Origin of the sequence: Anaeromicropila herbilytica (assembly GCF_016591975.1) — a bacterium.
In the GTDB taxonomy this organism is placed as follows: domain Bacteria; phylum Bacillota; class Clostridia; order Lachnospirales; family Lachnospiraceae; genus Anaeromicropila; species Anaeromicropila herbilytica.
The window spans coordinates 3,191,199-3,216,810 of sequence record NZ_AP024169.1 but is presented as its reverse complement, the minus strand read 5'-3'; the positions used below and the strand labels follow the sequence as shown (position 1 = coordinate 3,216,810).

The window sequence follows — 25,612 nt, the reverse complement described above, 5'->3', positions numbered from 1 at the left end:
GACGATAGGGATGAAATTTATTTCTGGTACTACAGATTTTAAACTTCATAATAGTGCAGTTACCTTAGGTAAGTTTGATGGTTTACATAAGGGGCATCAGATTTTAATTCATAAAATTATTGAACTAGCAGGTAAAGGGTATCAGAGTGTAATGTTTACCTTTTCGTATCATCCATCCAATTTATTTACGAATAAAGAGATTGGATTAATTTATACAGAAATGGAAAAACGACATCAATTAGAAAAAAGTGGTTTAGATGTTATGATATCATACCCATTTACCAAGGAAACTGCTTCTATGGAAGCGGAACAATTTATTAAAGAGGTACTGATTGATAAGATGGATGCAAAGGTGATCGTGGTTGGTTCAGATTACCATTTTGGATATGAAAGAAAAGGAAATATAGAGTTACTTGAAAAGCTTTCAGAACAATATAATTATGAATTAATCGTATTTGATAAAATAGAGAGCCATAATCAAGTCATTGGAAGCACCTCAATACGGGAAGAAATCAAAAAAGGAAATATGGAAACAGTCCATGAATTATTAGGAAGACCGTACTCCATTATAGGCGAAGTTCTTCATGGTAGAAAATTAGGAAGAACGTTAGGAATTCCAACCACGAATTTGATTCCAGAAGAAGATAAATTACTACCTCCGAATGGAGTATATGCTTCAAAAACAATTATAGATGGAAAATCCTATGAAGGTGTTACTAATATCGGATACAAGCCAACCGTTGGAGCAGATCCTAGAGTTGGAGTTGAAACGCATATGTTTGATTTTAATGAAGACGTATATGGTAAAATAATTGAGGTTGAACTATACCGATTAGAACGTGGAGAGACAAAATTTCAATCTATAGATGAATTAAAAGCTCAAATGGAGAAGGACATCGTATTTGCAAAAGATTATTTCCGAGATTATCAAAATTGATGAATGATATAAAAAAATAAGAGAATGTGCTTATGCTAACATTCTCTTATTTTTTTATATTTTCTTTTCAACCATAGATTTCAAGGAATGATATAGAAGTTCTACTCCTTTTTCAATTTCTGTTTCCGATAAATTGGCATATCCAAGCAAGATGGTAGGAGGTGCATCTTTTGGTGGGGTTATATAATGCTCACTCAATCCGTACAATTTAATCTTGTTTTCCTTAGCCATATCAATTAATTGACTTTCCGAGATAGGAATGAAAAATTGTATAATTAGATGGAGACCTGCATTTTCGCCATGTATTTTAATAGAGCCTTCGAATATCTTTAGAGCATTCATTAAGGTATCATGCTTCGCTTTGTAGACTTTTCTCATCTTATTTAAATGGCGTTCGAAATAACCACCTTCAATAAATCCTGTAAGAATTGATTGATCAACTCGTGATACGGTACAAGAATAATGTGTTAATTTTTCTTTATATAATTCTAAAAGTGGATGGGGCAATACCATATAACCAATACGAATTGCTGGTGCAATTGCTCTTGAAAAGGTACCTATATAGATGACATTTTCATTGGAATCCATTCCTTGAAGAGAGGGGATTGGCTTTCCAATATAGCGAAATTCACTATCATGATCATCCTCAATGATATAACGATTAGGATATTCATTTGACCAATTTAATAACTCAAGTCTGCGATTAATAGGCATTACAACTCCAAGGGGATATTGATGAGAGGGAGTTACATATACGATATTTGCATCTGAATCTTTTAGTTCTTCCATAGAGATTCCACTAGAATCTAGTGATATTGGAGCTACAGAATAATTCAGTCCAGTAAATATTTTGTAAGCCCTTTTGTAAGTGGGGTTTTCCATTGCAATTTGAGTCTTTGTTGGGATTAATTGAGCCAATAATTGTAATAGATAATCTACTCCAGCACCGATAATAATCTGTTCTTTATTACAATTTACACCGCGAGATTGATGCAGATATTTCGTTATGGAGGAACGAAGGTTATCATCACCCTGATTCATTCCTAATAAGAACAAATCTCTATTGTTGTCATTTAAACAATTCTTAGACAATTTTCTCCAAGTGTTATATGGAAAGCTCTCTAAATCGATAGTAAAGGGTGAAAAATTATAAAGATAGGAAGTGTATATATTTTCCTTCTTTGAATCATCCATAATGTTTTTAATAACGTTGTTATTTCGATCTTTTGTGGTTGTTATGTGAGTCATATTACTAATCTGACTCACGTAATAGCCTCTTTTTTCAATGGATTCAATATAACCTTCGGATAACAATTGGCCATATGCCATATCGATGGTATTGCGACTAACGGATAAATGTGTTGCAAGGCCTCTTGTTGATGGTAACTTTGTATGAAAGTTAAGAGAACCGTTAATAATCTCAAGCTTTATATATTGATAAATCTGTTCATAAAGTGGTGTTGCAGAAGTTGAGTCTAGATGTATCGTTAACATAATATACTCCTTCACAGAAAATTTAAGTTTATTATAACATTATTAAAAATAAGAGTCTAGAATAGGAAATCTAAATAACTGCAAAGCTTGATGAAACAAGGTGAAAAATGTCACAAAAAGGGAAAAAAATCATATAATATAATGTAAGATTAAAATAATTAGGAGGTATTTTCTATGTGGACGAATTATAGTGGAAATAGATACTCCAAGAGTGAAGATATGTACGATAGAAAAGAGAGTTACTCAAATTGGTCAAAACCAGAACCATCATGGTCAAGACCAGAAGAGCCATGGTCAAAATCGGAGCAGTCATGGTCAAGACCAGAAGAGTCATGGTCAAAACCAGAGCAGTCATGGTCAAGACCAGAAGAGCCATGGTCAAGACCAGAGCAGTCATGGTCAAGACCAGAGCAGTCATGGTCAAAGCCAGAAGAGTCATGGTCAAGACCAGAAGAGTCATGGTCAAGGCCAGAACCACCATGTAAAAAGCCAGAGCCACCATGTAAGAAACCAGAGCCACCATGTGAGAAACCAGAGCCACCATGTAAAAAGCCAGAACCACCATGTAAAAAACCAGAGCCACCATGTAAAAAGCCAGAACCACCATGTAAAAAGCCAGAACCACCATGTGAAAAGCCAGAATCACCTTGCAAAAGGCCAGAGCCTCCAAAAGAGGATAAAATCGATGTCGCAATAGATGTAGAGGTATCTAATTCAAATAGAAAATCGGGATGTAGAAAGCATAGAGGACATGAAAGAGAAAAAGAATTCAAAGCTTGCTTTGAAGAAGATGGAGTAGAGGTAATAGTTAAAGTAAAGATAGACACTAGCAAGAACAAAGAATGTCATTAGAATAAAAAGGGCTACCACTTTGATTTAGTGGTAGCTTATTTAATGCAAAAATTATTTTCTGTTTTTAAAGGAAAGAATAGTTCTAAGTCTTATTTTTTTAAAATCAAGACCTATATCGGACAGAATAATTGAAATGAAGATTAAGATACAACCCAATATCATTTTTAAGGTCATTGTCTCATTTAGCAGAAGAACAGAGAATATGCATCCGAAAACAGATTCCGTAGAAAGAATTATAGCAGCTATATGTGGTGAGGTATTTTTTTGACCAATGGCTTGAAATAAAAAGGCTAACATTGTACAAGCAATGCCAAGATATAATATACCAGTAATAAAATTGGCATTAAATTCTGTAGGAAATGTTTCAAAAAAAGGAGCTGTAATCCAAGCAAAGCATGCTGCAAATCCAAGCTGCATGATATTCATAATGATGGGATCGTGATGTTTTTCATTCATAAATATATCCGAAAAGACAATATGTAAGGCATAAAAAGCTGCGCATAATAAAGTAAGCAAATCACCAATATTGATGGAAAAAGAAGTGTCAAGAGATAATAATCCAATTCCTAACATACAGATTAAAGTGGCTAGGTAACTGCTAGAGTTTAATCTTGTCTTTCGAATAAGATAACTAAAAAAAGGAACTAGTACGACATAGGCAGCAGTAAGGAAAGCGTTTTTACCAACGGTAGTATAATTTAAAGCATATATTTGAAAGGTAAATGCAATAAACATCAAAAAACCTAAGATAATTCCACAAATAACATCAGATTTGGATATTTTAATTAATTTATTAAAAAAAATAATAGACATACCAATTGCTCCGATTGTGAAACGGAAAGCTAAAAGATACAATGTAGATACAGTATCTAACGAGGTTTTAACTACAATAAAACCACCGCCCCATATTATCGCTGTTACGAATAGTAAGAGACTATATTGAAGTGTTGATTTACGATTTTCCATTATGGTAACTCCTTATGTGATGTATTAAAAATTAAATAATAGTTGAAAGATATAAATATATTTAACATTTACGAATAATCTTGTCAACCTATACGAATATATTTTGCAGTTAAGGTAATAATATAAAAATATCAAGCATTATTGTATATATAAAAAGACCTATATGGTAAAAATCGAAAAAAGAGTTTACATGTCAAGGTCTCTATGCTATAATGGAAAAGCATGAAAAGAGCCAGTACTCAGATTCAAGGAAACTCCGACCGTCTCTTGGTATTTGGCGTATTATATTAAGGAGGAATTTAAACATGATTAATCAAGACAAGAAAAAAGAAATTATTGCTGCTTACGGAAGAACACCAGAGGATACTGGATCTCCAGAAGTACAAATCGCACTTTTAACAGAAAGAATTACTGAATTAACAGAACATTTAAAAACTCATAAGAAAGATCATCACTCAAGAAGAGGTCTTCTTAAAATGGTAGGTCAAAGAAGAGGTTTACTTGAATACTTAAAGAAAACTAATATCGAAGGATACCGTACATTAATTGAACGTTTAGGTTTAAGAAAGTAATTTGGCAAGAAAAGAACGATAATATTGCCTTTTGGAAAGAGTGGATTATATCCACTCTTTTTTTATTAATAAAGAAAGAATAGGAATAATTATGATAAAGTTATTACATAGATTTCGAGAAATCAATCGATTTAGTGACATTAGAAAAGACAAATCTTTTGTAAGCAAATCATTAGCGATTACCGTTCCGGTAGCAATGCAGGGACTGCTGAATAACGGGTTAAACCTTATTGACACATTAATGGTTGGTAGATTGGGTGAAACTTCCATAGCAGCGGTAGGTCTTGCAAATAAAGTATATTTTGTATTTGCACTATTATTGTTTGGAATAGTAAGTGGTTCTGGTGTATTAACAGCGCAGTATTTTGGAAAAAGAGACACAAAAAATATTAGAAGAGTACTAGGTATGGCTTTACTTTTAGGAGTAAGTGCATCTATATTATTTTTAATTCCAGCATTGATTTGTCCAGAATTAATAATGGCTATATTTTCTACTGATAAAGATGTTATAAGAATCGGTGCTTCTTATTTATGCGTAATATGCTTTAGTTATCCCTTGACTGCTATTACACAGTCATTTGTTTCCTCTCTTCGAGGGGTAAATCAAGTAAAAGCGCCAGTAGTGATAGGCGTTGTATCAATGGTAACTAATATAGTGCTTAATTATATATTGATTTATGGTAAGTTTGGAGCACCTGAGCTTGGAGTAGTAGGGTCTGCAACTGCAACGTTAACTGCCAGAATATTAGAATGCTTAACATTGTTGATTATCGTATATAGTAGGAAGGGACCTGTTGCAGCAAAAATAAAAGAATTAGTTGATCTACCAATTGCTTTTGTAAAACACTATTTTAGTACGGTGACACCAGTTATTGCAAATGAATTTATGTGGGGCTTAGGAGTTACCATGTATTCCTTAGTCTACGGTAGAATGGGAGAAAAAGCAGTTGCAGCAATTACAATAACACAAACTGTAGAACAAGTGCTAGTCGTAGTATTCCAAAGTATTAGCGCGGCAACAGCAGTTATTTTGGGGAATGAACTTGGAGCAAATCATCTTAAAAAAGCAGAAGGGTACGCGAAGAATTTTATTTTCCTACAATTTGTGTTTACATTCGTTGTAGCTATTTTGTGTTATATCATTCGCTGGCCTATCATTTCAATCTTCAATGTTGATGTCACAGTAGCTGTATTTATAAGTAAATGCTTTATTGCTTTTATATTATTTATGCCGTTTAAGATGTTTAACTATGTAAATATTGTTGGAATATTAAGAAGTGGTGGCGATACAAAAGCAGCTTTATTCTTAGATTGCACCGGAGTATGGCTTATTGGTATTCCTATGGCAGTACTTGGGGGATTAGTTTTTCAATTTCCAATATACATTGTTTATGGAATGGTTATGACAGAAGAAGTATATAAATTTTTCTTAGGAATTATTCGTTATAGAAAGAAGATATGGCTAAAAAATATAGTACAATCTCAGTAAGGAAGTTTTATGTCTTATTTATTTGAGTAATAGTATTAGTATTGTCTATTGTCCTTTATTTTGAGAGCATAGTTATAGATAGAGAATAAATTAAGGATAATAGAATATATATAACCAAGTGAGTTTTTTGGGTGAATCAAATGTTCATAGATAAGTATGGGAGACCATTGCTTTTTACCAATAATCTAAATGAAAAAAATACGTCAAGATATTTAAACCCATCCGATATTTATATACAACAAGGTTATCGAATTGAGGTATTTGCAAGTGGTTTGGATTCGCCAATCGGTATGACATATAATGATGATAAGGAGATGTTCGTTGCTGAGTCAGGGTTAGTAGCGGGCAATCCTAGAGTATTAAAGTTAATTAATGACCATTTTGAAGTTATAGCAGATGGGTTTAACGTTCCTATATCGGGTATTAGCTATAATCAAGGGGCCATCTATGTATCACACCGCGGATTTATTACTAAAATATTTAAGGATGGTACAAGACAGAATATTATAATGGGATTACCTAGTAACGGAGATCATTATAATAGTCCAGTTACCTTTTCGTCAGATGGTAAATTATATTTTGGTCAAGGAACGGTCACCAATTCTGGAGTAGTTGGTAACGATAATGCGTGGGTAACAACATCACCATTACTCTGTGATTATCCTGGCGATTATGTGATTCTTTATGGCCAAAATTTTGAGACAGATAATATTCTTACTGAGGGCATTTCAGATGATACTGCGCTCACAGGAGCATTTTCACCTTACGGAATATCGAATCTACCATATGAAACAAGAAAAATGTATATAAAAGCATCTGGTAGCTTGTTAAGAGCAAACTTGGATGGTTCTAATATAGAGCAGGTTGCATGGGGATTTCGTGATCCATCATTTTTAAAATTTAATAACAATGGTCAATTATATGCTACCAATAATGGATTCAGTGCAGTTGGAAGTAGACCGATAGAAAATGCAACGGATGATTTTTATTATGTAATGAATGGATTATGGTATGGTTGGCCAGATTACTCTGGTGGTGATGCAGTAACATTGCCTAGATTTCAACCAAGTAATGGACCACAACCAGAACTCCTACTTAAAAATCAGCCAAATGTACCACCTAAGCCATTTGTTTCTTTTCCACACAATTCTAATATCCGAGGATTTGATTTCAACTATAATAAAGATTTTGGTCCATACGGAGATGTATATATAGCGGAATATGGAAGTACAGCTTCCACAAGAGTTGGTGAACCGATTTCCTATGCTGGAGCTGGGCATAGAATATCTAGAATTGATATGAAAGCAAGAACCGTAAGTACCTTCGCGATAAACAAATCAGGTTTTCCATCTTCTATTTCCAAAGAAGGTGGTTTTGAACGGCCTTCATATCTTACGTTTGGACCAGATAGTATTATGTATATATTGGATATGGGTATGAACGTTACTGATAATCCAGATACCTTTGTACCTAACACAGGAGTAATCTGGAGAATTCTTCGTGATAATATGTAAGTATAGATATATTTAGTAGGCAATCTGTTGAGGGTTGCCTTTTATCTTGCGACAAAAACCAGATTCTAACATCAAATAAGTGTGTTATTCAATGAACTTTTAACTGGAGAGTTTGAGTATGAAATTTAATAGATGAGTTATACTTATATATAGGCTTGCTAATAGGTTTTAAATTACAAGATTTGAATTGCATTAGATAAATAAAGTTATGAATTAGTATATTTTATATTATTGTACAAATAAATTATGTTTTCTTCGAACTTAATGATCCTATAAAAAAAGAAGTGGTATAATTTGCTTTAAAGTGGTATAATAGTTAAGATAGTGTGAACGGACTTGTATCAATAATATGAGACCAAATATTCATTTTTCTAATTATAAGTCATTATAAAGTTGGCAAGTAAATTAGAATAAGAGTATTTCACAAAACCTTCATTAATATGAAGAATAGAATGAAGAAATTATGGTTAAAGATGTACCCCGAGACTTCTGAAAAGAATATTTTACCTTGATGCAAAAGGGCAGATAAACGTTTTTTTCAGTAGTTTCGGCATCTTTACCAAGACATAGAATGGTACATTCTATGTATTCGAAATTAGAATTAAAGGAGATAATAAGATGTACAAAAGTTTTTCAATGGAATTAGCGGGAAGAACGCTAACCGTAGATGTAGGAAGAGTTGCAGCACAAGCAAATGGTGCGGCTTTCATGCATTATGGTGATACTGTAGTATTGTCAACAGCTACAGCATCAGAAAAACCAAGAGAGGGCATTGACTTTTTCCCTCTAAGTGTTGAATATGAAGAAAAGTTATATGCAGTAGGTAAGATTCCAGGCGGATTTATAAAGAGAGAAGGTAAAGCATCTGAAAATGCTATCCTAACATCACGTGTTATTGATAGACCAATGAGACCTCTTTTCCCAAAAGATTACCGTAACGATGTAACGCTTAATAACTTAGTAATGTGCGTAGATCAAGATTGTAGTCCAGAATTAACAGCAATGTTAGGTTCAGCAATTGCTACTGCAATATCTGATATCCCATTTGATGGACCAACAGCGTCTACAATGGTTGGTATGGTAGATGGAACATTGGTATTTAATCCAACATCAGCTGAAAAAGCTGTATCTACGCTACAACTTACTGTTGCTTCAACAAGAGATAAAGTTATCATGATAGAAGCTGGTGCTGCTGAGATACCAGAAGATAAGATGATAGAGGCAATCTTTGAAGCACACAAGGTGAACCAAGAAGTTATTCAATTTATTGATAAGATTGTTGCTGAATGTGGCAAAGAAAAACATGAGTATATTCATTGTGAAACACCAACAGATTTATACGATGATATGGTTTCCTTCATTACTCCAGAAGCAATGGAAGAAGCTGTATTTACAGATGTTAAGCAAGTAAGAGAAGAGAACATTCGTAATATTAAAAATAAACTTGAGGAACGTTATGCAGAATTACATCCTGAGTGGATTGCATTTATTGATGAAGCTGTTTATAAATTCCAAAAGAAAACAGTTCGTAAGATGATTCTGAAAGATCACAAACGTCCTGATGGTAGAGAAATGACTCAGATTCGTAAATTAGCTGCAGAAGTTGATTTATTACCAAGAGTTCATGGATCTGGTATGTTTACTCGTGGTCAAACTCAAGTAATGACAATTACTACATTAGGTGCGTTAGCTGAGATTCAAAGATTAGATGGAATTGATGAAAATGAAACATCTAAGAGATATATGCATCACTATAATTTCCCATCATACTCAGTTGGTGAAACAAAACCATCTAGAGGTCCAGGAAGAAGAGAAATTGGTCATGGTGCATTAGCAGAGCGTGCTCTTGTTCCAGTATTACCATCAGAAGAAGAATTTCCATATGCAATTCGTACTGTATCTGAGATTATGGAATCCAATGGATCTACTTCACAAGGAAGTATTTGTGCATCAACATTGTCATTAATGGCAGCTGGTGTACCAATTAAGAAACCAGTAGCTGGTATATCTGTTGGTCTAGTTACAGGTGATAGCGATGATGATTATGTAATTTTAACAGATATTCAAGGACTTGAAGACTTCTTTGGCGATATGGACTTTAAAGTAGCTGGTACTCATGATGGTATTACAGCAATCCAGATGGATATTAAGATTCATGGTTTAACTCGTGAAATTATTGAAAAAGCAATCTATAGAACAAAGGAAGCTAGAACTTTTATTCTTAATGATATTATGGCTCCATGTATTAGCGAACCAAGAAAAGAAGTTGGTAAATATGCACCTAAGATTGTTCAAATTAAGATTGATCCAACGAAGATTGGTGATGTAGTTGGTCAACGTGGTAAAACAATCAATGCAATTATTGAACAGACGGGCGTTAAGATTGATATAACAGATGATGGTGCAGTATCAGTATGTGGTACAGATACAACTTTAATAAATAAAGCAGTAGGAATCATTCAAACCATTGTAACAGATTTTGAAGAAGGACAAATCTTTGAAGGTAAAGTAATCAGTATCAAAGAATTTGGTGCATTCTTAGAATTCGCACCAGGTAAAGAAGGTATGGTTCACATCTCCAAGATATCAAAAGAGAGAGTGAATAAAGTGGAAGATGTATTATCTTTAGGAGATATAGTGAAAGTTGTTTGTCTTGGAAAAGATAAAATGGGAAGAATTAGCTTTAGCATTAAAGATGTAGAATAAGAAGTTGATTTAGAATTTCCACTACAATAGATTAAGGATGAGAATCCGAAATTGGCTATCGCAAAAAATATGACATATTCAAGATGTTATTAATTAGAATGATACAATATCTTGGAAGTGAAGCTATTTTTTGCGTATAGCTTTTTTTATCGAAAAAAGCTATGATTAAACAATAGTAATGAAATGGTATTAGTCATAGAACTCACATACGAAAGGAATTAATATGGTTAATATAAAGAAGTTATCCAATGGTATTACCGTTGTGTTAGAGGAAATGTCATATCTTAGAAGTACAGCTTTTGGTGTATGGGTAAAAGTTGGTTCTGCTAATGAAGATAAGTCTAATAATGGTATCTCCCATATGATTGAACATATGTTATTCAAAGGAACGAAGAGTCGTACTGCAAAACAAATAGCGGATGATATGGCACGTATCGGTGGCAATATTAATGCTTTCACGAGCAAGGAATGTACATCATACTATGCTACAACTCTTGATTCCCATCTACCAATTGCGATTGATATCATTAGTGATATGCTATTAAATTCTACAATCTCTGAAAAAGAGTTAACAAAAGAAAAAGGCGTTATAATAGAAGAAATTGATATGTATGATGATTCACCAGAAGATTTAGCTCATGAAATGTTACAAAAGAATGTATGGAGAGAGCATCCCCTAGGATACTTAATCTCAGGTGATAAAGAAACAGTAAGAAGTATAACAAGAGAACAGATTCTTGATTTTATAGATAAATACTATGTGGCTTCAAATATTGTTATATCCATAGCGGGAAATTATAATGAGGAGGAAGTTCTTCAGTTATTAGAGAATAGCTTTGGAAGCATACCAGTTGGAGAACCTAGTAAAAGAGTGAGTATTCCTGTTTATAATCGTAGTCTTTATAGTAAGAATAAAGATATTGAGCAGATTCATCTAAATATTGCATATGATTCTATTGATTATAATTCGGAAGATAAATATGCTCTTGCAATTGTAAATTCCATACTTGGCGGTAGTATTAACTCAAGATTATTTCAAAATATACGTGAAAACCATGGATTAACCTATTCCATCTATTCCTATGGAAGCTCCTATAAAGATGCAGGACTTTTTCATATCTATGCAGCAATGAATCCCACTCAGACAGAAGTAGTATTTGATAAGATATTTGAAGTGATAGAAGAGATGAAAAGAGAAGGCGTTACGGAAGAGGAACTTGCTCAGACAAAGGAACAGATAAAAACGGAACTCATAATATCAAGTGAAAGTACTAAGAGCAGAATGAATGGTAATGGAAAGTCTATGATGAATCGTGGCAGAGTGATATTATTAGATGAGACAATAGAACGTGTAAATGCGGTAACTAGAGACGATATCATTCGATATTTGAATCAATATTATAATTCGAATATGTGTAGTATATCACTTGTTGGTAATTTGGACGAAATTAACCTAGAGAGGATAAAAGAGAAATGGAACAACCTATCAGAATAAGAATTGAACAACTAGAAGATGCGAAAGATCTTGAGCTACCTAAGTATATGAGTAAGGGCGCAGCCGGAATGGATCTCTATGCACATGTCTTTGAAGAGATTATTCTGCACCCAGGTGAGATAAAGTTAATCCCTACAGGTATTAAGATTGCACTACCGGATGGATATGAAGCACAGATAAGACCTAGAAGCGGATTGGCTTTAAAATATGGAATAGGTTTCCCTAATTCACCGGGAACGATTGATGCAGATTATCGTGGAGAGATTAAAGTAATTATGACTAATTGGGGACAAGATGATTTTGCAATACGCCGTGGAGATCGAATTGCTCAAATGGTAATTAATAAAGTTGAAATAGCGGATTGGGATTTAGTGATATCCTTAGATGAAACAGAGCGTGGAGAAGGCGGATTTGGTCACACTGGTAATTAATAACATTGATGCTAAAATAAGACAATAGAACTACTTGACTTTTTCACCAAAAGATTTACAATAATTTATAGTAGTAAATGCGAGAATGGTGAAATTGGCATACACGCAGGCTTCAGGTGCCTGTTTTCGAAGGAAAATGGGGGTTCGAGTCCCCTTTCTCGCAGTTGGTGTTATAGATCTTATCAATGTTTGTCAATTGAAAATAAATTTATGTATTGCCATGTATTGTTTATGGTTGAAAAGGAGCTTTGAGTGGATAATTCAAAGCTCCTTATTTGCGATGTGACATATTTCTGCTTATGGTGTATACTAAAAGGGTAGCAATATACAAAACTTGACACAGTTATAATTATGTATCAAATATAAAGAAAAATGATGTAGAACATACAAAAAGATAAGAATGGAGAATCGAGATGATTAAACTTGTTATTGCTGATATGGATGGAACTTTACTTAATAGTAGGCATGAGTTGTCTGATAGGCTATTTCCTACGATTAAGAAACTAAAGGAAAAAGGTGTAAGATTTGCGGTCGCAAGTGGAAGACAATATTATAATTTATATTCAATATTCGAGGAGATTAAGGATGATATCTATTTCCTATGTGAGAATGGCACAATTGCTTTCTATAGAGATGAAAAGATATATATAAATGAAATAGAATACAGCACTCTTGAGAAATATGTGAAGGAGATACGTAGTATTGATGGAGCATATCCAATATTATGTGGGGAAAAAGCTGCTTATATTGAGGACTCAGATGAAGAATTTTTAGATAATACCAAGTTGTATTATAAGAAATATGAAAAAGTAGATGATATTCTAGAGGCGGCGAAACAGGATAAGATATGTAAAATAGCAGTGTATGATAGGATAGATGCTGAAAGCAACTCATATGAAAGATTGAAGCAATATAATGATAGAAATATGATTGTGTTATCAGGAAAAGCATGGGTTGATATTATGAATCTGAATGCGAATAAAGGGCAAGCGATACAAACGCTTCAGAAACAGTTTGGTATTACGAGAGAAGAGAGTATGGCTTTTGGAGATTATTTGAATGATTATGAGATGATGCAAGCGTGTCATTACAGTTATGCTATGGCGAATGCACATGAAAGATTAAAAGTAATCTGTAATTATGAAGCAAAATCAAATGATGAAGATGGTGTTGTTGAAAAATTGATTGAAGTCTTTAATCTTGAATTATAAAAGTGATTATGAATCCAATCTATATTTCAACGATAATAGGTTGAAATTTCTTATGAAATATATTATAAATAGTAATAAGATTGTATGAAAATGCATAGCAGGTCTGAGAATTAGACGTATTTATTCCAAATTTAATAAATAAAGTGATAAAAAACAGAAAAAAGAGAGGTAATCTAAATGAGTAATCCTAATTATCATATTAATACAAAATGTATTCAAGGTGGGTATCAACCAGAGAATGGACAACCTAGAGTACTTCCAATTTATCAAAGTACAACATACAAATATGATTCAAGTGAACATGTTGGTAGATTGTTTGATCTAGTTGAGGATGGTTTTTTCTATTCAAGAATAGCTAATCCTACTGTTGATGCGGTAGAGAGAAAGATTGCAGAGTTAGAGGGTGGAATTGGTGCCTTATGTACTTCATCAGGTCAAGCAGCAGTATTACTTGCTATTCTAAATATTTGCAATGCGGGAGATCACATAATATCATCTGCAGCAATCTATGGAGGAACAACCAATCTATTTACAGTGACTCTGAAAAAATTAGGAATCGAAGTAACAATGATATCACCAGAATCTAGCGAAGATGAAATACAAGCAGCTTTTCAAGATAATACAAAATGTTTATATGCAGAGACAATTGCGAATCCTGCATTAATTGTTGCTGATCTTGAGAAATTTGCAAAGCTAGCGAAGAAAAATGGTGTACCATTTATGGTGGATAATACTTTCCCTACACCAATTAATTGTAGACCAATTGAATTTGGTGCCAATATTGTAGTTCACTCAACCTCTAAATATATGGATGGACATGCAGTTGCACTTGGTGGAGTTATAGTAGATGGTGGTAATTTCGATTGGAATAATGGGAAATTCCCAGAATTATCAACGCCAGATGAATCTTATCATGGAATGATATATACAGAAAGTTGTGGTAATAAAGCATATATTGTGAAAGCAAGAGTGCAGTTAATGAGAGACTTTGGGAGCACACCTTCACCTAATAATGCGTTTTTATTAAATTTAGGATTAGAAACTCTTCATCTGCGAGTGGAACGTCACTGCAGCAATGCTCTTAAAGTTGCAGAATGGTTAGAGAAGAATGAGAAAATTGCTTGGGTGAATTATCCTGGATTAATGAGTAGTAAATACTATGAACGTGCCAAAAAGTATATGCCAAATGGTACATGCGGGGTTATTTCTTTTGGTGTAAAGGGTGGAAGAGATGCAGCAGTTAAATTTATGGATAGTCTGAAATTAGCAGCTATTGTAGTACATGTAGCTGATGCAAGAACAAGCGTGTTACATCCAGCAAGTACAACACACAGACAGCTTAATGACGAACAATTAGTAGAAGCAGGAGTAAGCCCTGATTTAGTTCGTATGTCAATTGGAATTGAAGATGTAAATGATATCATTTCTGATTTAGAACAAGCATTAGAGGAAGTTAAGTAATTTCCTAAAGTTAGGTTATTGAATACTTGATAAATTCAGACGTTAGGTTATCAAAATTACCACGATAAAACTTTTACATCTTACGTTCCATTTCCTCATTTGGAAGCTACTAATGTTAGCAATTAATATACTTTTTGAACTGAATTTATCAAGTATAATCAAAATAAAAGCTATCATAAAACGATAAATTATGTTTTATGATAGCTTTTAAAGTTTGTGATAGTAGAATCTTATTTTACTTGTTCATATAGAGCATTAAGAAGTACTCGATTTGGATCTTGACTTAGTTCCCACATGGCGATTCCACCGAGGGAGTTTGCTTTCATATATTGTGCTTTCTTTGCCATAGATATTTCATCATCATAGGTAATGAAGGTATTACCATTAAATAACCATGGAACCATGGATTGACTATGGAAGTATCGAACATAACCAGATGCATTTAAATAGTTTGCTGCTATGCTAGCATAGCTAATACTTTGACCACCTGAGTAGGTTTGGTATAATCCGTTGTTTTGATTGGTTACCGCTTTATAAATATAGCCATAGAAAGGAACGCCTAGTACAATCTTAGAAGCAGGAAATCCAGCATTAATCCATGCTTTTACGTATTCGTCTACACTTCCTTTGTATTGAGGTGATGTATCTGTATTGTTGTATAAAGGAGCATTAAAATCTGTATAAGAATCCCATGTTCCGTGAATATCATATGTCATTATGTTTGCATAATCGAGATATTTATGTAGAATACCTAATTCTACGTTGTTAATATACCAACTACCAGAAGCACCAGCAATAGATAATAAGTAATGTTTGTTATCTATTACACCTCTAGCATCTAATTTTTCTCTTATCTTTTGGAGCATTAAAGTGAAGTTTTGTTTATCTTCTGGTCTATGAATATTAGTAGATAAACCGCCACCTACAGGATATTCCCAGTCAATATCTACTCCATCAAATCCATACTTTACAATAAAATCAACAATACTATCTGCAAATACCGTTCTGGAGGCATCTGTGAGTGCAGCATCAGAGAACCTTGCAGACCAACTCCATCCACCTACGGATATTAATGTTTTAAGGGATGGATTAATTTGTTTTAGAGCATTTAATTTTGTAAAGTTTGTAAGGTCAACATCAGGATAACCTAAGGTGATTTTATAATCACTACCGATATTAGCGAAGGAATAATTAATATGTGTAAGCTTTGTTGCATCTAATTTATCTGGGGTAAAAGCGCTATAAGCTGCCCAGGCTGCATAGTAACCAACCATTCTTGTAGAAAGGGTAGGAGCAACTGTTGGCGTAGGTGTAATAGTTGGAGCAATGGTAGGTTCAACCGTTGGTGTAGGAGTAGGTGCAATTGTTGGAGAAGGAGATGGTGTAATGGTAGGTGTTACAGTTGGCGTTGGTGATATAGCAGCAAGCGTAGTTACAGTAACTGTATTACTTGCAGTTGATAAAAGACCATTCGTACCATAAGCTTTTACATAAAAGGAATAGCTTGTTGAAGGAGTTAGGTTACTTATCACATAAGTATTTGTTTTTGTTGAACCAATGTAGGCACCATTTTTATATACATAATAGGATGAAACATTTGCGTTACTAGTAGATAAGGTCCAATTAAGTGTAATGGATGTACTGCTGATAGAACTTGTTTTCAGATTCGTGGGTGGATAAGGTGCAATTCTTTTTCCAGCCATGCTAGTAGTTGGAGTTTGACAACTCAATAATAATGCTAGAACTAATAAAACAGTAAAATACTTCTTAAAATTATTTTTCATATATACTCCCATCTGTCGCCTTTGGCGACATATAAATCAGGGGTGTGAAATGCTTTTTAATTCACACTGTATTCTCCCTCATGTATAGTTTATGTGTGTCATTTTAGTTGGTTATATAAAGAATTTAATAATACTTTCTTTGGATCTTGACTTAATTCCCAGATGGCAGCGCCACCTAAACTGTTATTTTTAATATAACTTGCTTTCTTAGCAATGGAAGTTGGATCATCATAACTGATAAAGGTTGTATTACCAAATAACCAAGGTACTTTTGTGGTATTATCAAATCGTCTAATAAATCCGTTCTTGTTTAAGTATTTTTCAGCAATTACAGAATAGCTAATGCTTTGTCCACTCGTAAAAGTCTGATATCTACCATAGTTTTTATTTGTTGCTGTATGATAGATATATCCATAAAATGGTACTCCAACTATCATCTTTTTCTTCGGAAAACCTGCTTTTGTCCAGGCTTTGATAGAATCATCGACACTCCAGTTATAGGCATTGGTGTTTGAAGGTGAACGGTATAATGGAGCGTTATAATCGGTATATTTATCCCATGGTCCATGTATGTCATACGTCATAACATTTGCATAATCAATATATTGATGTAAAATGCCTAACTCTACGTTATTAACATACCAAGTGCCTGAACCACCAGCAATGGTTAGCAAGTAATGCTTTTTCGTAGTAATACTCCTTGAGTTAAATTTTGTACGAATAGCCTTGAGTAATAATGTGAAGTTTTTCTTATCTTCCGCACGCCTGTGATTCGTAGATAAACCACCACTTACGGGATATTCCCAATCAATATCAACTCCGTCAAATCCGTATTTGTCGATAAAGAAAACTAAACTATCTGCGAATTTGGCTCTAGATGCACTAGTGGAAGCAATATCTGAGAATCTAGTAGACCAAGTCCATCCACCTACCGATATTAATGTTTTTAATCCAGGTTTTTTCTTTTTTAATGCCCTAAGTTTTGAAAAATTCGATAGATCTATATCTGGATATCCAAGTGAAATTTGATTATATTGATTAATATTTGCAAATGCATAATTGATGTGAGTTAATTTACTTACATCAATTTTATCAGGGGTGAATGATGAATAAGCTGCCCAAGCACCATAATATCCAACGATTTTCTTAGGAGTTACTGTTTGAGCTTTGAGGTGAATGTTGTTAGGTAAATAGAATATGAATAGAGTGACAATAAAAAAGTAAAATAATATTTTATGTAGGATATTATTTTTTCTCCCCATATTACCTCGCTTTCTTAGAATTTTAAATATAAATAGTATTAATAAATACTAATAAAGAAAATAGCGACATAACGTAATCATATCATAGAATATGACTTGCGTAAATTGAGATTTTGTATTCTTATACAGGGAGTTACATGTAAAATATTTATATTTTTCTAGCTTTGGAATGGAATGCATCTTTGGATAATTACTGGTAGTCACATTGAAATATTAGTGAGTAGGCCAGGGGTTTCGAAACCTTCAGGTGTGTACACGCGAGCAAAGGTCGGCACATTTATATGATAAAAGTCTATCTCAGTGACTAAAATAAGACTTTTAACACCATAATTAAGATTTTAAATATAAAATTAATAAATAAGTAATATAAAATATATTCTCGATATAGTATAATAGGAAAGAATGTAATTCGTAAGAAGAAATTAGAACATGAAAAGGAAAGGAAGAAAGAGAGAAAAATGTTATCATTTGTAGAATTTTTGAAAGTTATTATACTTGGTATTGTTGAGGGGATTACGGAGTGGTTGCCAATTAGTAGTACAGGGCATATGTTATTAGTGGATGAATTCTTGCAACTAGATAGGAGCAAAGAATTTAAGGAAATGTTTTTCGTTGTTATTCAGTTAGGAGCAATTATTGCAGTTGTAGTAATGTTTTGGAACAAGATGTTCCCATTTAAGTTTAAGGAGAATAAGCAGGTAATAATTAGAAAAGACATATTTTCATTATGGTTTAAGGTAGTAGTTGCTTGCATCCCTGGCGCAATAGTTACAATCCTTTTTGATGATTATGTTGATGCACATTTACATACGCCAGCTGTAATTGCATCTACTTTAATTCTTTATGGTATTTTATTTATTTTAATTGAGAATTGGAATAAACAAAAAGTTGCAAACATTCGAAAATTATCTGAACTATCATACAAAACTGCTTTTATAATAGGTTTGTTTCAAGTGTTATCTATCATACCTGGAACCTCAAGGTCAGGAGCAACTATACTTGGAGCGTTGTTAATCGGTGTTTCTAGAGTAGTGGCGGCTGAATTTACTTTTTTCCTTGCTGTGCCAGTAATGTTTGGGTTGAGTATTATTAAAATATTCAAGTTTGGGTTCAATTTTACAGGTGCAGAGCTTATGACTTTAGGAATTGGAATGGTAACAGCATTTGTTATGTCTGTTTTTGTAATTAAATTCTTAATGACTTATATCAAAAAGCATGATTTCAAGGTATTTGGTTGGTATCGTATTATTTTAGGTGCTATTGTAATCGTGTACTTCCTATTTAAATAATACTAATCTTGTATAATAGCATAAAAATGCGTGTTGGTAATTTAAAAGAAAGAATTAGAAAACCTCTTTCTTCTAAATATCGACACGCATTTTTATTCCTTTGTTTTACAAGATGGAAAAGAAAGGATATTGTTTCGTGAGTTTTGTATAAAAAGTAAATAGAATCTTAATAAATATGTAAAGAATATATAAAGATTTGTATCAGAATACGTAAAGTATTTTATTTATTTTTTAATATGTTATAATCTTTATATGCAATATGACAGTTTATACAACAATATATAATTCAAAGGTGAATTTTTCGGTATAGCCGAGTTGGAAAGAGTAAGTGTTGGATATTCTTTAAATACTTATTTTGCTCTATTCATTTGATTAGGGCGTTAAAAATTGAAAGGCATGGGATTTTAATAATGGATATCGATGTAAAGGAATTTAGCGAGGAATGTAGCTGTTTAAAAAATCATCAAATTTTTGTCAAAGACATTATGATTGAAAAAGATGCAATTAACCGTCTCCCAGAACTATTGCAAAGTGAAGTATATAAGAAATATCAATCACTCTTAATAGTATGCGATGACAATACCTATGAGGTTGCTGGAAGAAAAGTTCAAAAGTTGATTCCAAACAGCAAGATCGTAATTCTTCCTGCAAATGGACTTCACGCGGATAATCGAGGAGTAGAATTGCTTCTTAATAAGGTGCCAGATGAAACCGAACTTCTGCTAGCTGTTGGTTCTGGAACGATACATGACCTGACTCGATACGTTGCATTTACAAAGACGATACCATTTATTTCAATTCCAACTGCTGCAAGTGTTGATGGATATGTTTCTACAGTCGCTGCAATGACATGGGATGGCTTAAAGAAGACTATGACAGCAGTATCCCCAATCTGTGTAATTGCGGATAGTAATATTTTCTCGAAAGCTCCCTATCGTCTTACTGCCTCAGGAGTATCAGACTTATTGGGCAAATATTCGGCATTAGCGGATTGGAAAATAGCACATTTACTTACAGGTGAATATTTCTGTGATAGAGTATATAATCTAGAATTAGTGGCAGTTAACAAAGTATGCGAATGTGTGGATGATTTAAAGAATGGTAAGATAGAAGCGTACGAACAACTTATGTATGCACTTTTGTTATCAGGGTTGGCTATGCAGATGGTTGGCAATTCTAGACCAGCATCTGGAGCGGAACATCACATATCACATTTATGGGAATCCGAAGTATTAAATGATACTCTTGATGCACTACATGGCGAAAAAGTATCTTTAGGTTTAATAATCACCAGTGAAGTATATCATAAAGTTGCAACATGTATACATAATGGAAGTGTTAAGGTTAGAGAATATAAAAGTATTAATATAGAGGAAGTAAAAGATGCTTTTACTAAGAATGGTCTTTATGAAGGCATTATGAAAGAAAATGAATCTGATGTATTAACTCAAGTCGATGCAACTGATTTAAGATCAAAGTTAGAAATGATTGCAAATATACTCGACGAGATTCCAAGCACTTTGCAGATTCAACACATACTTACTTATGCTGGATGTGTAACAAAAATGACAGAAATAGGATTAAGTAATAATATTATATCAGATACGATAAGGCTTTCTCCTTATGTAAGAAGTCGTTTAACCTTTATGAGAATCATGAAGATGTTGGAATTTACAGAATATGACAAGGTTGAAGTGCTTGGAATATAATAAATTACTGTTAAGGGTGTCAAAAGCCTTGTATTTAGATTGAAAAATGCTTTTGGTATCCTAACCATAGCTCAAGTGTCCTAGTTGATACTAGCAAAAAGCAATTATAGCTTTTTGCTAGTATTTTTAATTATGTTAAATAAAATGCAATAAAAAACCCAATACTATATCTTAGCAGTTTTATTATAAGAAATTACTAGAATAGGAAATGGAGATTTTTTATGGATAATAAAAAGGTAAGCAAAGAGGATAAAAAGGAAAAAGTGGAGGCACAAAAAGAGAAATTAGAGAAAGATGCCTTGGAAGATGGGAAAATAAGAGAGTATGGACAAACTGTTTTAATAAATGAAAAGAAAAAATCGAAGATTCACTTACTATCAATCATCGGAGAAATCGAAGGACACGAGTGCCTTCCACAACATAATAAAACGACAAAATATGAGCATGTTCTACCACAACTTGCTGCAATAGAGGATAGTGAGGACATTGATGGGTTACTAATTCTTATTAATACTGTAGGTGGTGACGTAGAAGCAGGCTTAGCTATTGCAGAAATGATTGCATCTTTGAGTAAACCAACTGTATCATTGGTACTTGGTGGAAGTCATTCAATCGGTGTTCCACTAGCGGTATCTTCTGATTATAGTTTTATTGTGCCAACAGCAACTATGATTATACATCCTGTTAGAATGAATGGTACGGTTATCGGTGTTACACAGACATTCGAATATTTTGCTAAGATCCAAGAAAGAATACTGAATTTTGTCGTATCTCATTCCAAGATTGAGAAAGACGATTTAAAAAAATTAATGTTAGATACAAGCCAATTGGCTAAAGATGTTGGTTCTATTTTAGTTGGTGCAGAAACCGTAGATAAAGGATTAATAGATTCTGTAGGTGGTATAAAAGATGCTCTTGAAAAGATGTATCAATTGATTGATGAGAGAAAAGCTGATACCGAAAACAAAGTAAATCCTGAAAGCATAGTTGAATAAAAGGAGGTGAGGATATGCTATATACGGTTGTACCTCTTGAAAGGATATACAGTGATAAAAGCAACGAACCAATGAAAGAATCTGACAATATGCCAGAATACAAAGATATTTCTTTAAAATATGGACAAGTCAGGGCAAGGCGTGATGGAGAACAATATGTGGTAGAACATATGAATTCTACCGATATGACAGATTATTTAAGAGAGGAATTTACGCCTGGATCAACTCTAACTGATCTTACAAATTATGATGTCTAGTGTTGAAAAAAACAGAAAGAATGTTCGAAAGAAACGATATTTTTCTTGCATAACAATTATAGAAACGATATAATGAAAGTGGTTCTTTGCCCGTAATATACGGAGGAATCACTTTTTTAATTATGAGAATTTGCAACGCAAACTCTTTATTTATGCATATGTTCTTTAGAAAAAGTAGCTTAAGGAGGATATTAGAATGGCTACCAGTCCTAACAAAAAGTCTTCACCAAGTACGAAGCGAAGGTCAACTTCAAAAGGTACTAGTAAGAATAGTTCAAATAGAAGAAAAACTACAGCTACCAAAGATAATGCAGTGGAATTTAATCCAATCTATCATGATGAGATTACTGTAGTTGTTACATTAGTAATCTCTATTTTATTAATTCTTAGTAATTTTAATCTGAGTGGAACGTTTGGTGTCTATCTTAATTACATAACATTTGGTTTTTTTGGATTCATAAGCTATATATTACCATATATTCTTTTTGTTTCAGTAGCATTTCGCTTATCGAATCGAGGCAATAAGAAAGCGAATAGTAAATTGATCAGTTGTATATCATTAATGATTTTATTAACAGCATTTTTACAACTATTGTCAATGGATTTTGATTCAAGTATGTCACTCATTGATTATTATAAGACTTCTGCAAGTGAGAAAAATGGTGGTGGTATGATTGGAGGCATTTTGCTAAAGATATTATGCCCATTTTTCGGTACTCTTGGAGCCTATGTCATCTTAATAGCAGTGATGATTATATTGTTAATGTTTATTACAGAAAAGGCATTTTTTCGTAGTCTTGGTAAAAAAGGTTCTAAAGCATATGAAAACCTTAGGGAAAGACAACAATATTATAAAGAGCAGAGAGATCTTTATGAAAGTGAATACGAAGAAAATGAAGAGCAACAGTCGGATACAAAGCGTAAAATGAAAACTGTTAACCTGAAAAGGCCTAATCAAGATACTGCGGATACACAAGTTAATATTGATAATTCTACATATGATTCACACGAAGAAAAAGGTTTCTTTAAAAGTAAGAGAGCTAAAAATAAATTGAAGAAGTTAAAAGCTGACGACAGTAATGCAACGAAATCTGGATATGACATGGATGAGGTAATACAAAAAGAAGATCATATAACGCCGCTTACCAGTAATTCGCTATATAAGGAAGAGTCAATTCCAGTGTATGAAGAAGAATTACGAAGAAAATTCAATAATAAAGGAAATGATTATGATATATCAGCGTTAGCCAACCATTTGATGCAAGACAAAGATTTATTTGATGACAGTGCTATGAATGGAGATATTAAAGTATCAAATACAAATGAGAATCAACAGGATTGCAATCAGATGCCTTTTGATGAAGAGCCAATGGGTAAAGTTCATACAGAAGATGAGAACCCTGTGTTTTCTTGGGATAATGATATAACAAGTGATAACAAGAATTCTGCAACTGATTTGGACAATCCTATTCAAGGTATTTCAGCTAATAATAATAGTGCAGTTCAAGAACCAAAAAGAGAGAATGCAACGAAACTAGAGGATAAACAAGAGGAAAAACAACAGAATCTGACACTCGATAATAAGCTAACAATTCAAGAGAGTACAGTGGTTAAAAAGTATGAATATCCACCATTATCTTTACTATCAAAACCAAAGCCAACTGGAAAAGGTAATAGTGAAAAAGAATTAAAGGAAACAGCATTTAAACTTCAAAAAACCCTTGAAAGCTTTGGCGTTCGCGTAACAATAACCAATGTAAGTTGTGGACCAGCTGTAACAAGATATGAGTTACAACCCGAACAAGGTGTTAAAGTTAGTAAAATCACTAGCTTAGCCGATGATATTAAATTAAATCTAGCGGCAGCAGATATTCGTATTGAAGCTCCGATACCAGGAAAAGCAGCAGTAGGAATTGAGGTACCCAATAAAGTAAATACAGCAGTTATGTTCCGTGAATTAATTGAGAATCCAGACTTTACAAATCATCCTTCCGATCTTGCATTTGCAGTAGGAAAAGATATTGGTGGTAAAACAATTGTAACAGACATAGCTAAAATGCCCCATTTATTAATTGCAGGTGCTACTGGTTCTGGTAAATCAGTATGTATTAACACTTTAATAATGAGTATTTTATATAAAGCCAATCCAGCAGATGTTAAATTAATTATGGTAGATCCAAAGGTAGTTGAATTAAGTGTCTACAATGGAATTCCACATCTATTAATTCCTGTTGTTACAGACCCTAAAAAAGCATCTGCTGCACTTAATTGGGCAGTAATGGAGATGACAGATCGTTATCAGAAGTTTGCGGAACTTGGAGTTAGAGATCTTAAAGGATATAATGAGAAAGTTGCTAAAGTCGAGCATCTTGAGGATGAACGTTATCAAAAGATGCCGCAAATAGTTATTATTGTTGACGAGTTAGCAGATCTTATGATGGTAGCACCAGGCGAAGTTGAAGATGCTATCTGCCGATTGGCACAGATGGCCAGAGCTGCAGGTCTACATCTTATAATCGCAACTCAAAGACCATCAGTTAATGTAATCACTGGTTTAATTAAAGCTAACGTACCATCTAGAATTGCATTCTCTGTATCATCAGCCATTGATTCTAGAACAATCATTGATGGTTCTGGGGCAGAGAAATTACTAGGTAAAGGGGATATGTTGTTCTTCCCTTCAGGTTATCCAAAGCCTGTTCGAATCCAAGGTGCATTCGTGTCAGATAAGGAAGTAAGTGATGTCGTTGAATTTTTATCCTCTCAGAATATAGATGGTAAATCTGGATACAGCGAAGAGATATCAAGCAAGATTACTAGTGTTGAATCCATAGAAAGCGTTGCAAGTAGTACTCAGAGTGATCGAGATGATTATTTTATAGAAGCAGGCAAATTTATTATCGATAAAGATAAAGCTTCGATAGGAATGTTACAAAGAGTATACAAAATAGGCTTTAACCGTGCTGCAAGAATTATGGACCAGCTTTATGAAGCTGGGGTAGTAGGTCCAGAAGAAGGTACAAAGCCTAGAAAAGTCTTAATGTCGATGGAAGAATTTGAACAATATGTTGATGAATATGTATAAGAATTAAATGATACGAGGGTCAAAAGCTTAATTATGATAGGCTTTTGACCCTCGTTGATAGAGTATATTTATAATACAGTACCTAGGAGGAAGGGCAGGAAAG

19 protein-coding genes and 1 tRNA gene are annotated in these 25,612 nt (G+C 33.4%); 16 read left to right on the top strand and 4 right to left on the bottom strand.

Going from position 1 to position 25,612, the window contains the following annotated elements:
- The first annotated feature begins 10 nt into the window (after positions 1 to 10).
- Positions 11 to 937 (top strand): bifunctional riboflavin kinase/FAD synthetase, encoded by a 927-nt coding sequence (locus bsdtb5_RS13910; RefSeq protein WP_271712581.1) that lies wholly within the window; start codon positions 11 to 13, stop codon positions 935 to 937.
- Between the two features lie 54 nt (positions 938 to 991).
- Here bsdtb5_RS13910 and pdxR read toward each other — a convergent pair whose 3' ends face one another.
- The gene (pdxR, locus tag bsdtb5_RS13905) at positions 992 to 2,431 is read right to left on the bottom strand and encodes a MocR-like pyridoxine biosynthesis transcription factor PdxR (RefSeq protein WP_271712580.1); all 1,440 of its coding nucleotides are present in this window, start codon (positions 2,429 to 2,431) and stop codon (positions 992 to 994) included.
- Positions 2,432 to 2,605: 174 nt separating this feature from the next.
- On the opposite strand from pdxR, the gene bsdtb5_RS13900 reads away from it, so the two are divergent.
- The gene (locus bsdtb5_RS13900) at positions 2,606 to 3,283 is read left to right on the top strand and encodes a hypothetical protein (protein WP_271712579.1); all 678 of its coding nucleotides are present in this window, start codon (positions 2,606 to 2,608) and stop codon (positions 3,281 to 3,283) included.
- Positions 3,284 to 3,334: 51 nt separating this feature from the next.
- Here the strand turns inward: bsdtb5_RS13900 and bsdtb5_RS13895 are convergent, their stop codons facing one another.
- Positions 3,335 to 4,249 (bottom strand): DMT family transporter, encoded by a 915-nt coding sequence (locus bsdtb5_RS13895; RefSeq protein ID WP_271712578.1) that lies wholly within the window; start codon positions 4,247 to 4,249, stop codon positions 3,335 to 3,337.
- Positions 4,250 to 4,554: 305 nt separating this feature from the next.
- On the opposite strand from bsdtb5_RS13895, the gene rpsO reads away from it, so the two are divergent.
- From rpsO to bsdtb5_RS13850, 9 genes are all read left to right on the top strand, one after another.
- A complete protein-coding gene (gene rpsO / locus bsdtb5_RS13890; protein ID WP_271712577.1) occupies positions 4,555 to 4,821 on the top strand; it encodes a 30S ribosomal protein S15 in 267 nt (88 codons plus the stop codon).
- A gap of 91 nt (positions 4,822 to 4,912) precedes the next feature.
- Complete coding sequence (locus bsdtb5_RS13885) at positions 4,913 to 6,310, top strand: MATE family efflux transporter (RefSeq protein WP_271712576.1); 1,398 nt, start codon at positions 4,913 to 4,915, stop codon at positions 6,308 to 6,310.
- Between the two features lie 140 nt (positions 6,311 to 6,450).
- Positions 6,451 to 7,824 carry a PQQ-dependent sugar dehydrogenase gene (locus tag bsdtb5_RS13880; protein WP_271712575.1) on the top strand — a complete coding sequence of 458 codons (1,374 nt, stop codon included), beginning with the start codon at positions 6,451 to 6,453 and terminating at the stop codon, positions 7,822 to 7,824.
- 618 nt (positions 7,825 to 8,442) lie between these two features.
- Positions 8,443 to 10,530 carry a polyribonucleotide nucleotidyltransferase gene (locus bsdtb5_RS13875; RefSeq protein ID WP_271712574.1) on the top strand — a complete coding sequence of 696 codons (2,088 nt, stop codon included), beginning with the start codon at positions 8,443 to 8,445 and terminating at the stop codon, positions 10,528 to 10,530.
- 223 nt (positions 10,531 to 10,753) lie between these two features.
- Positions 10,754 to 12,025 (top strand): M16 family metallopeptidase, encoded by a 1,272-nt coding sequence (locus tag bsdtb5_RS13870; RefSeq protein WP_271712573.1) that lies wholly within the window; start codon positions 10,754 to 10,756, stop codon positions 12,023 to 12,025.
- Complete coding sequence (gene dut, locus bsdtb5_RS13865; RefSeq protein WP_271712572.1) at positions 12,004 to 12,456, top strand: dUTP diphosphatase; 453 nt, start codon at positions 12,004 to 12,006, stop codon at positions 12,454 to 12,456. The genes bsdtb5_RS13870 and dut overlap by 22 nt, the downstream gene beginning before the upstream one ends.
- Before the next feature lie 79 nt (positions 12,457 to 12,535).
- A tRNA-Leu gene (locus bsdtb5_RS13860) sits at positions 12,536 to 12,619 on the top strand.
- A gap of 250 nt (positions 12,620 to 12,869) precedes the next feature.
- Entirely contained in the window at positions 12,870 to 13,667 is a 798-nt protein-coding gene (locus bsdtb5_RS13855; protein ID WP_271712571.1) for an HAD family hydrolase, read from the top strand.
- 177 nt (positions 13,668 to 13,844) lie between these two features.
- The gene (locus bsdtb5_RS13850; protein WP_271712570.1) at positions 13,845 to 15,128 is read left to right on the top strand and encodes an O-acetylhomoserine aminocarboxypropyltransferase/cysteine synthase family protein; all 1,284 of its coding nucleotides are present in this window, start codon (positions 13,845 to 13,847) and stop codon (positions 15,126 to 15,128) included.
- A 230-nt stretch (positions 15,129 to 15,358) separates the two neighbouring features.
- Here the strand turns inward: bsdtb5_RS13850 and bsdtb5_RS13845 are convergent, their stop codons facing one another.
- Together bsdtb5_RS13845 and bsdtb5_RS13840 are read right to left on the bottom strand one after the other, a co-directional pair.
- Complete coding sequence (locus bsdtb5_RS13845) at positions 15,359 to 16,912, bottom strand: glycosyl hydrolase family 18 protein (RefSeq protein WP_271712569.1); 1,554 nt, start codon at positions 16,910 to 16,912, stop codon at positions 15,359 to 15,361.
- Positions 16,913 to 17,010: 98 nt separating this feature from the next.
- On the bottom strand, positions 17,011 to 18,174 hold the full coding sequence (locus tag bsdtb5_RS13840) for a glycoside hydrolase family 18 protein (protein ID WP_271712568.1): 1,164 nt from the start codon (positions 18,172 to 18,174) through the stop codon (positions 17,011 to 17,013).
- 458 nt (positions 18,175 to 18,632) lie between these two features.
- On the opposite strand from bsdtb5_RS13840, the gene bsdtb5_RS13835 reads away from it, so the two are divergent.
- The 5 genes from bsdtb5_RS13835 (at position 18,633) to bsdtb5_RS13815 (ending at position 25,509) form a co-directional block, all read left to right on the top strand.
- Positions 18,633 to 19,463: an undecaprenyl-diphosphate phosphatase gene (locus bsdtb5_RS13835; protein WP_271712567.1), complete on the top strand. Its 831-nt coding sequence runs from the start codon at positions 18,633 to 18,635 to the stop codon at positions 19,461 to 19,463.
- A 410-nt stretch (positions 19,464 to 19,873) separates the two neighbouring features.
- Complete coding sequence (locus bsdtb5_RS13830) at positions 19,874 to 21,172, top strand: sn-glycerol-1-phosphate dehydrogenase (protein WP_271712566.1); 1,299 nt, start codon at positions 19,874 to 19,876, stop codon at positions 21,170 to 21,172.
- A 221-nt stretch (positions 21,173 to 21,393) separates the two neighbouring features.
- The gene (locus bsdtb5_RS13825; protein ID WP_271712565.1) at positions 21,394 to 22,167 is read left to right on the top strand and encodes a ClpP family protease; all 774 of its coding nucleotides are present in this window, start codon (positions 21,394 to 21,396) and stop codon (positions 22,165 to 22,167) included.
- A 14-nt stretch (positions 22,168 to 22,181) separates the two neighbouring features.
- A complete protein-coding gene (locus bsdtb5_RS13820) occupies positions 22,182 to 22,424 on the top strand; it encodes a YlzJ-like family protein (protein ID WP_271712564.1) in 243 nt (80 codons plus the stop codon).
- A 196-nt stretch (positions 22,425 to 22,620) separates the two neighbouring features.
- Positions 22,621 to 25,509: an FtsK/SpoIIIE family DNA translocase gene (locus bsdtb5_RS13815; RefSeq protein ID WP_271712563.1), complete on the top strand. Its 2,889-nt coding sequence runs from the start codon at positions 22,621 to 22,623 to the stop codon at positions 25,507 to 25,509.
- Positions 25,510 to 25,612 lie beyond the last annotated feature (103 nt).

Excerpts from the sequence above, each read along its gene's own strand:
- bsdtb5_RS13910 (WP_271712581.1), top strand. The coding sequence starts at position 11 with ATGAAATTTATTTCTGGTACTACAGATTTTAAACTTCATAATAGTGCA.
- pdxR (WP_271712580.1), bottom strand. The coding sequence starts at position 2,431 with ATGTTAACGATACATCTAGACTCAACTTCTGCAACACCACTTTATGAA.
- bsdtb5_RS13900 (WP_271712579.1), top strand. The coding sequence starts at position 2,606 with ATGTGGACGAATTATAGTGGAAATAGATACTCCAAGAGTGAAGATATG.
- bsdtb5_RS13895 (WP_271712578.1), bottom strand. The coding sequence starts at position 4,249 with ATGGAAAATCGTAAATCAACACTTCAATATAGTCTCTTACTATTCGTA.
- rpsO (WP_271712577.1), top strand. The coding sequence starts at position 4,555 with ATGATTAATCAAGACAAGAAAAAAGAAATTATTGCTGCTTACGGAAGA.
- bsdtb5_RS13885 (WP_271712576.1), top strand. The coding sequence starts at position 4,913 with ATGATAAAGTTATTACATAGATTTCGAGAAATCAATCGATTTAGTGAC.
- bsdtb5_RS13880 (WP_271712575.1), top strand. The coding sequence starts at position 6,451 with ATGTTCATAGATAAGTATGGGAGACCATTGCTTTTTACCAATAATCTA.
- bsdtb5_RS13875 (WP_271712574.1), top strand. The coding sequence starts at position 8,443 with ATGTACAAAAGTTTTTCAATGGAATTAGCGGGAAGAACGCTAACCGTA.
- bsdtb5_RS13870 (WP_271712573.1), top strand. The coding sequence starts at position 10,754 with ATGGTTAATATAAAGAAGTTATCCAATGGTATTACCGTTGTGTTAGAG.
- dut (WP_271712572.1), top strand. The coding sequence starts at position 12,004 with ATGGAACAACCTATCAGAATAAGAATTGAACAACTAGAAGATGCGAAA.
- bsdtb5_RS13855 (WP_271712571.1), top strand. The coding sequence starts at position 12,870 with ATGATTAAACTTGTTATTGCTGATATGGATGGAACTTTACTTAATAGT.
- bsdtb5_RS13850 (WP_271712570.1), top strand. The coding sequence starts at position 13,845 with ATGAGTAATCCTAATTATCATATTAATACAAAATGTATTCAAGGTGGG.
- bsdtb5_RS13845 (WP_271712569.1), bottom strand. The coding sequence starts at position 16,912 with ATGAAAAATAATTTTAAGAAGTATTTTACTGTTTTATTAGTTCTAGCA.
- bsdtb5_RS13840 (WP_271712568.1), bottom strand. The coding sequence starts at position 18,174 with ATGGGGAGAAAAAATAATATCCTACATAAAATATTATTTTACTTTTTT.
- bsdtb5_RS13835 (WP_271712567.1), top strand. The coding sequence starts at position 18,633 with ATGTTATCATTTGTAGAATTTTTGAAAGTTATTATACTTGGTATTGTT.
- bsdtb5_RS13830 (WP_271712566.1), top strand. The coding sequence starts at position 19,874 with ATGGATATCGATGTAAAGGAATTTAGCGAGGAATGTAGCTGTTTAAAA.
- bsdtb5_RS13825 (WP_271712565.1), top strand. The coding sequence starts at position 21,394 with ATGGATAATAAAAAGGTAAGCAAAGAGGATAAAAAGGAAAAAGTGGAG.
- bsdtb5_RS13820 (WP_271712564.1), top strand. The coding sequence starts at position 22,182 with ATGCTATATACGGTTGTACCTCTTGAAAGGATATACAGTGATAAAAGC.
- bsdtb5_RS13815 (WP_271712563.1), top strand. The coding sequence starts at position 22,621 with ATGGCTACCAGTCCTAACAAAAAGTCTTCACCAAGTACGAAGCGAAGG.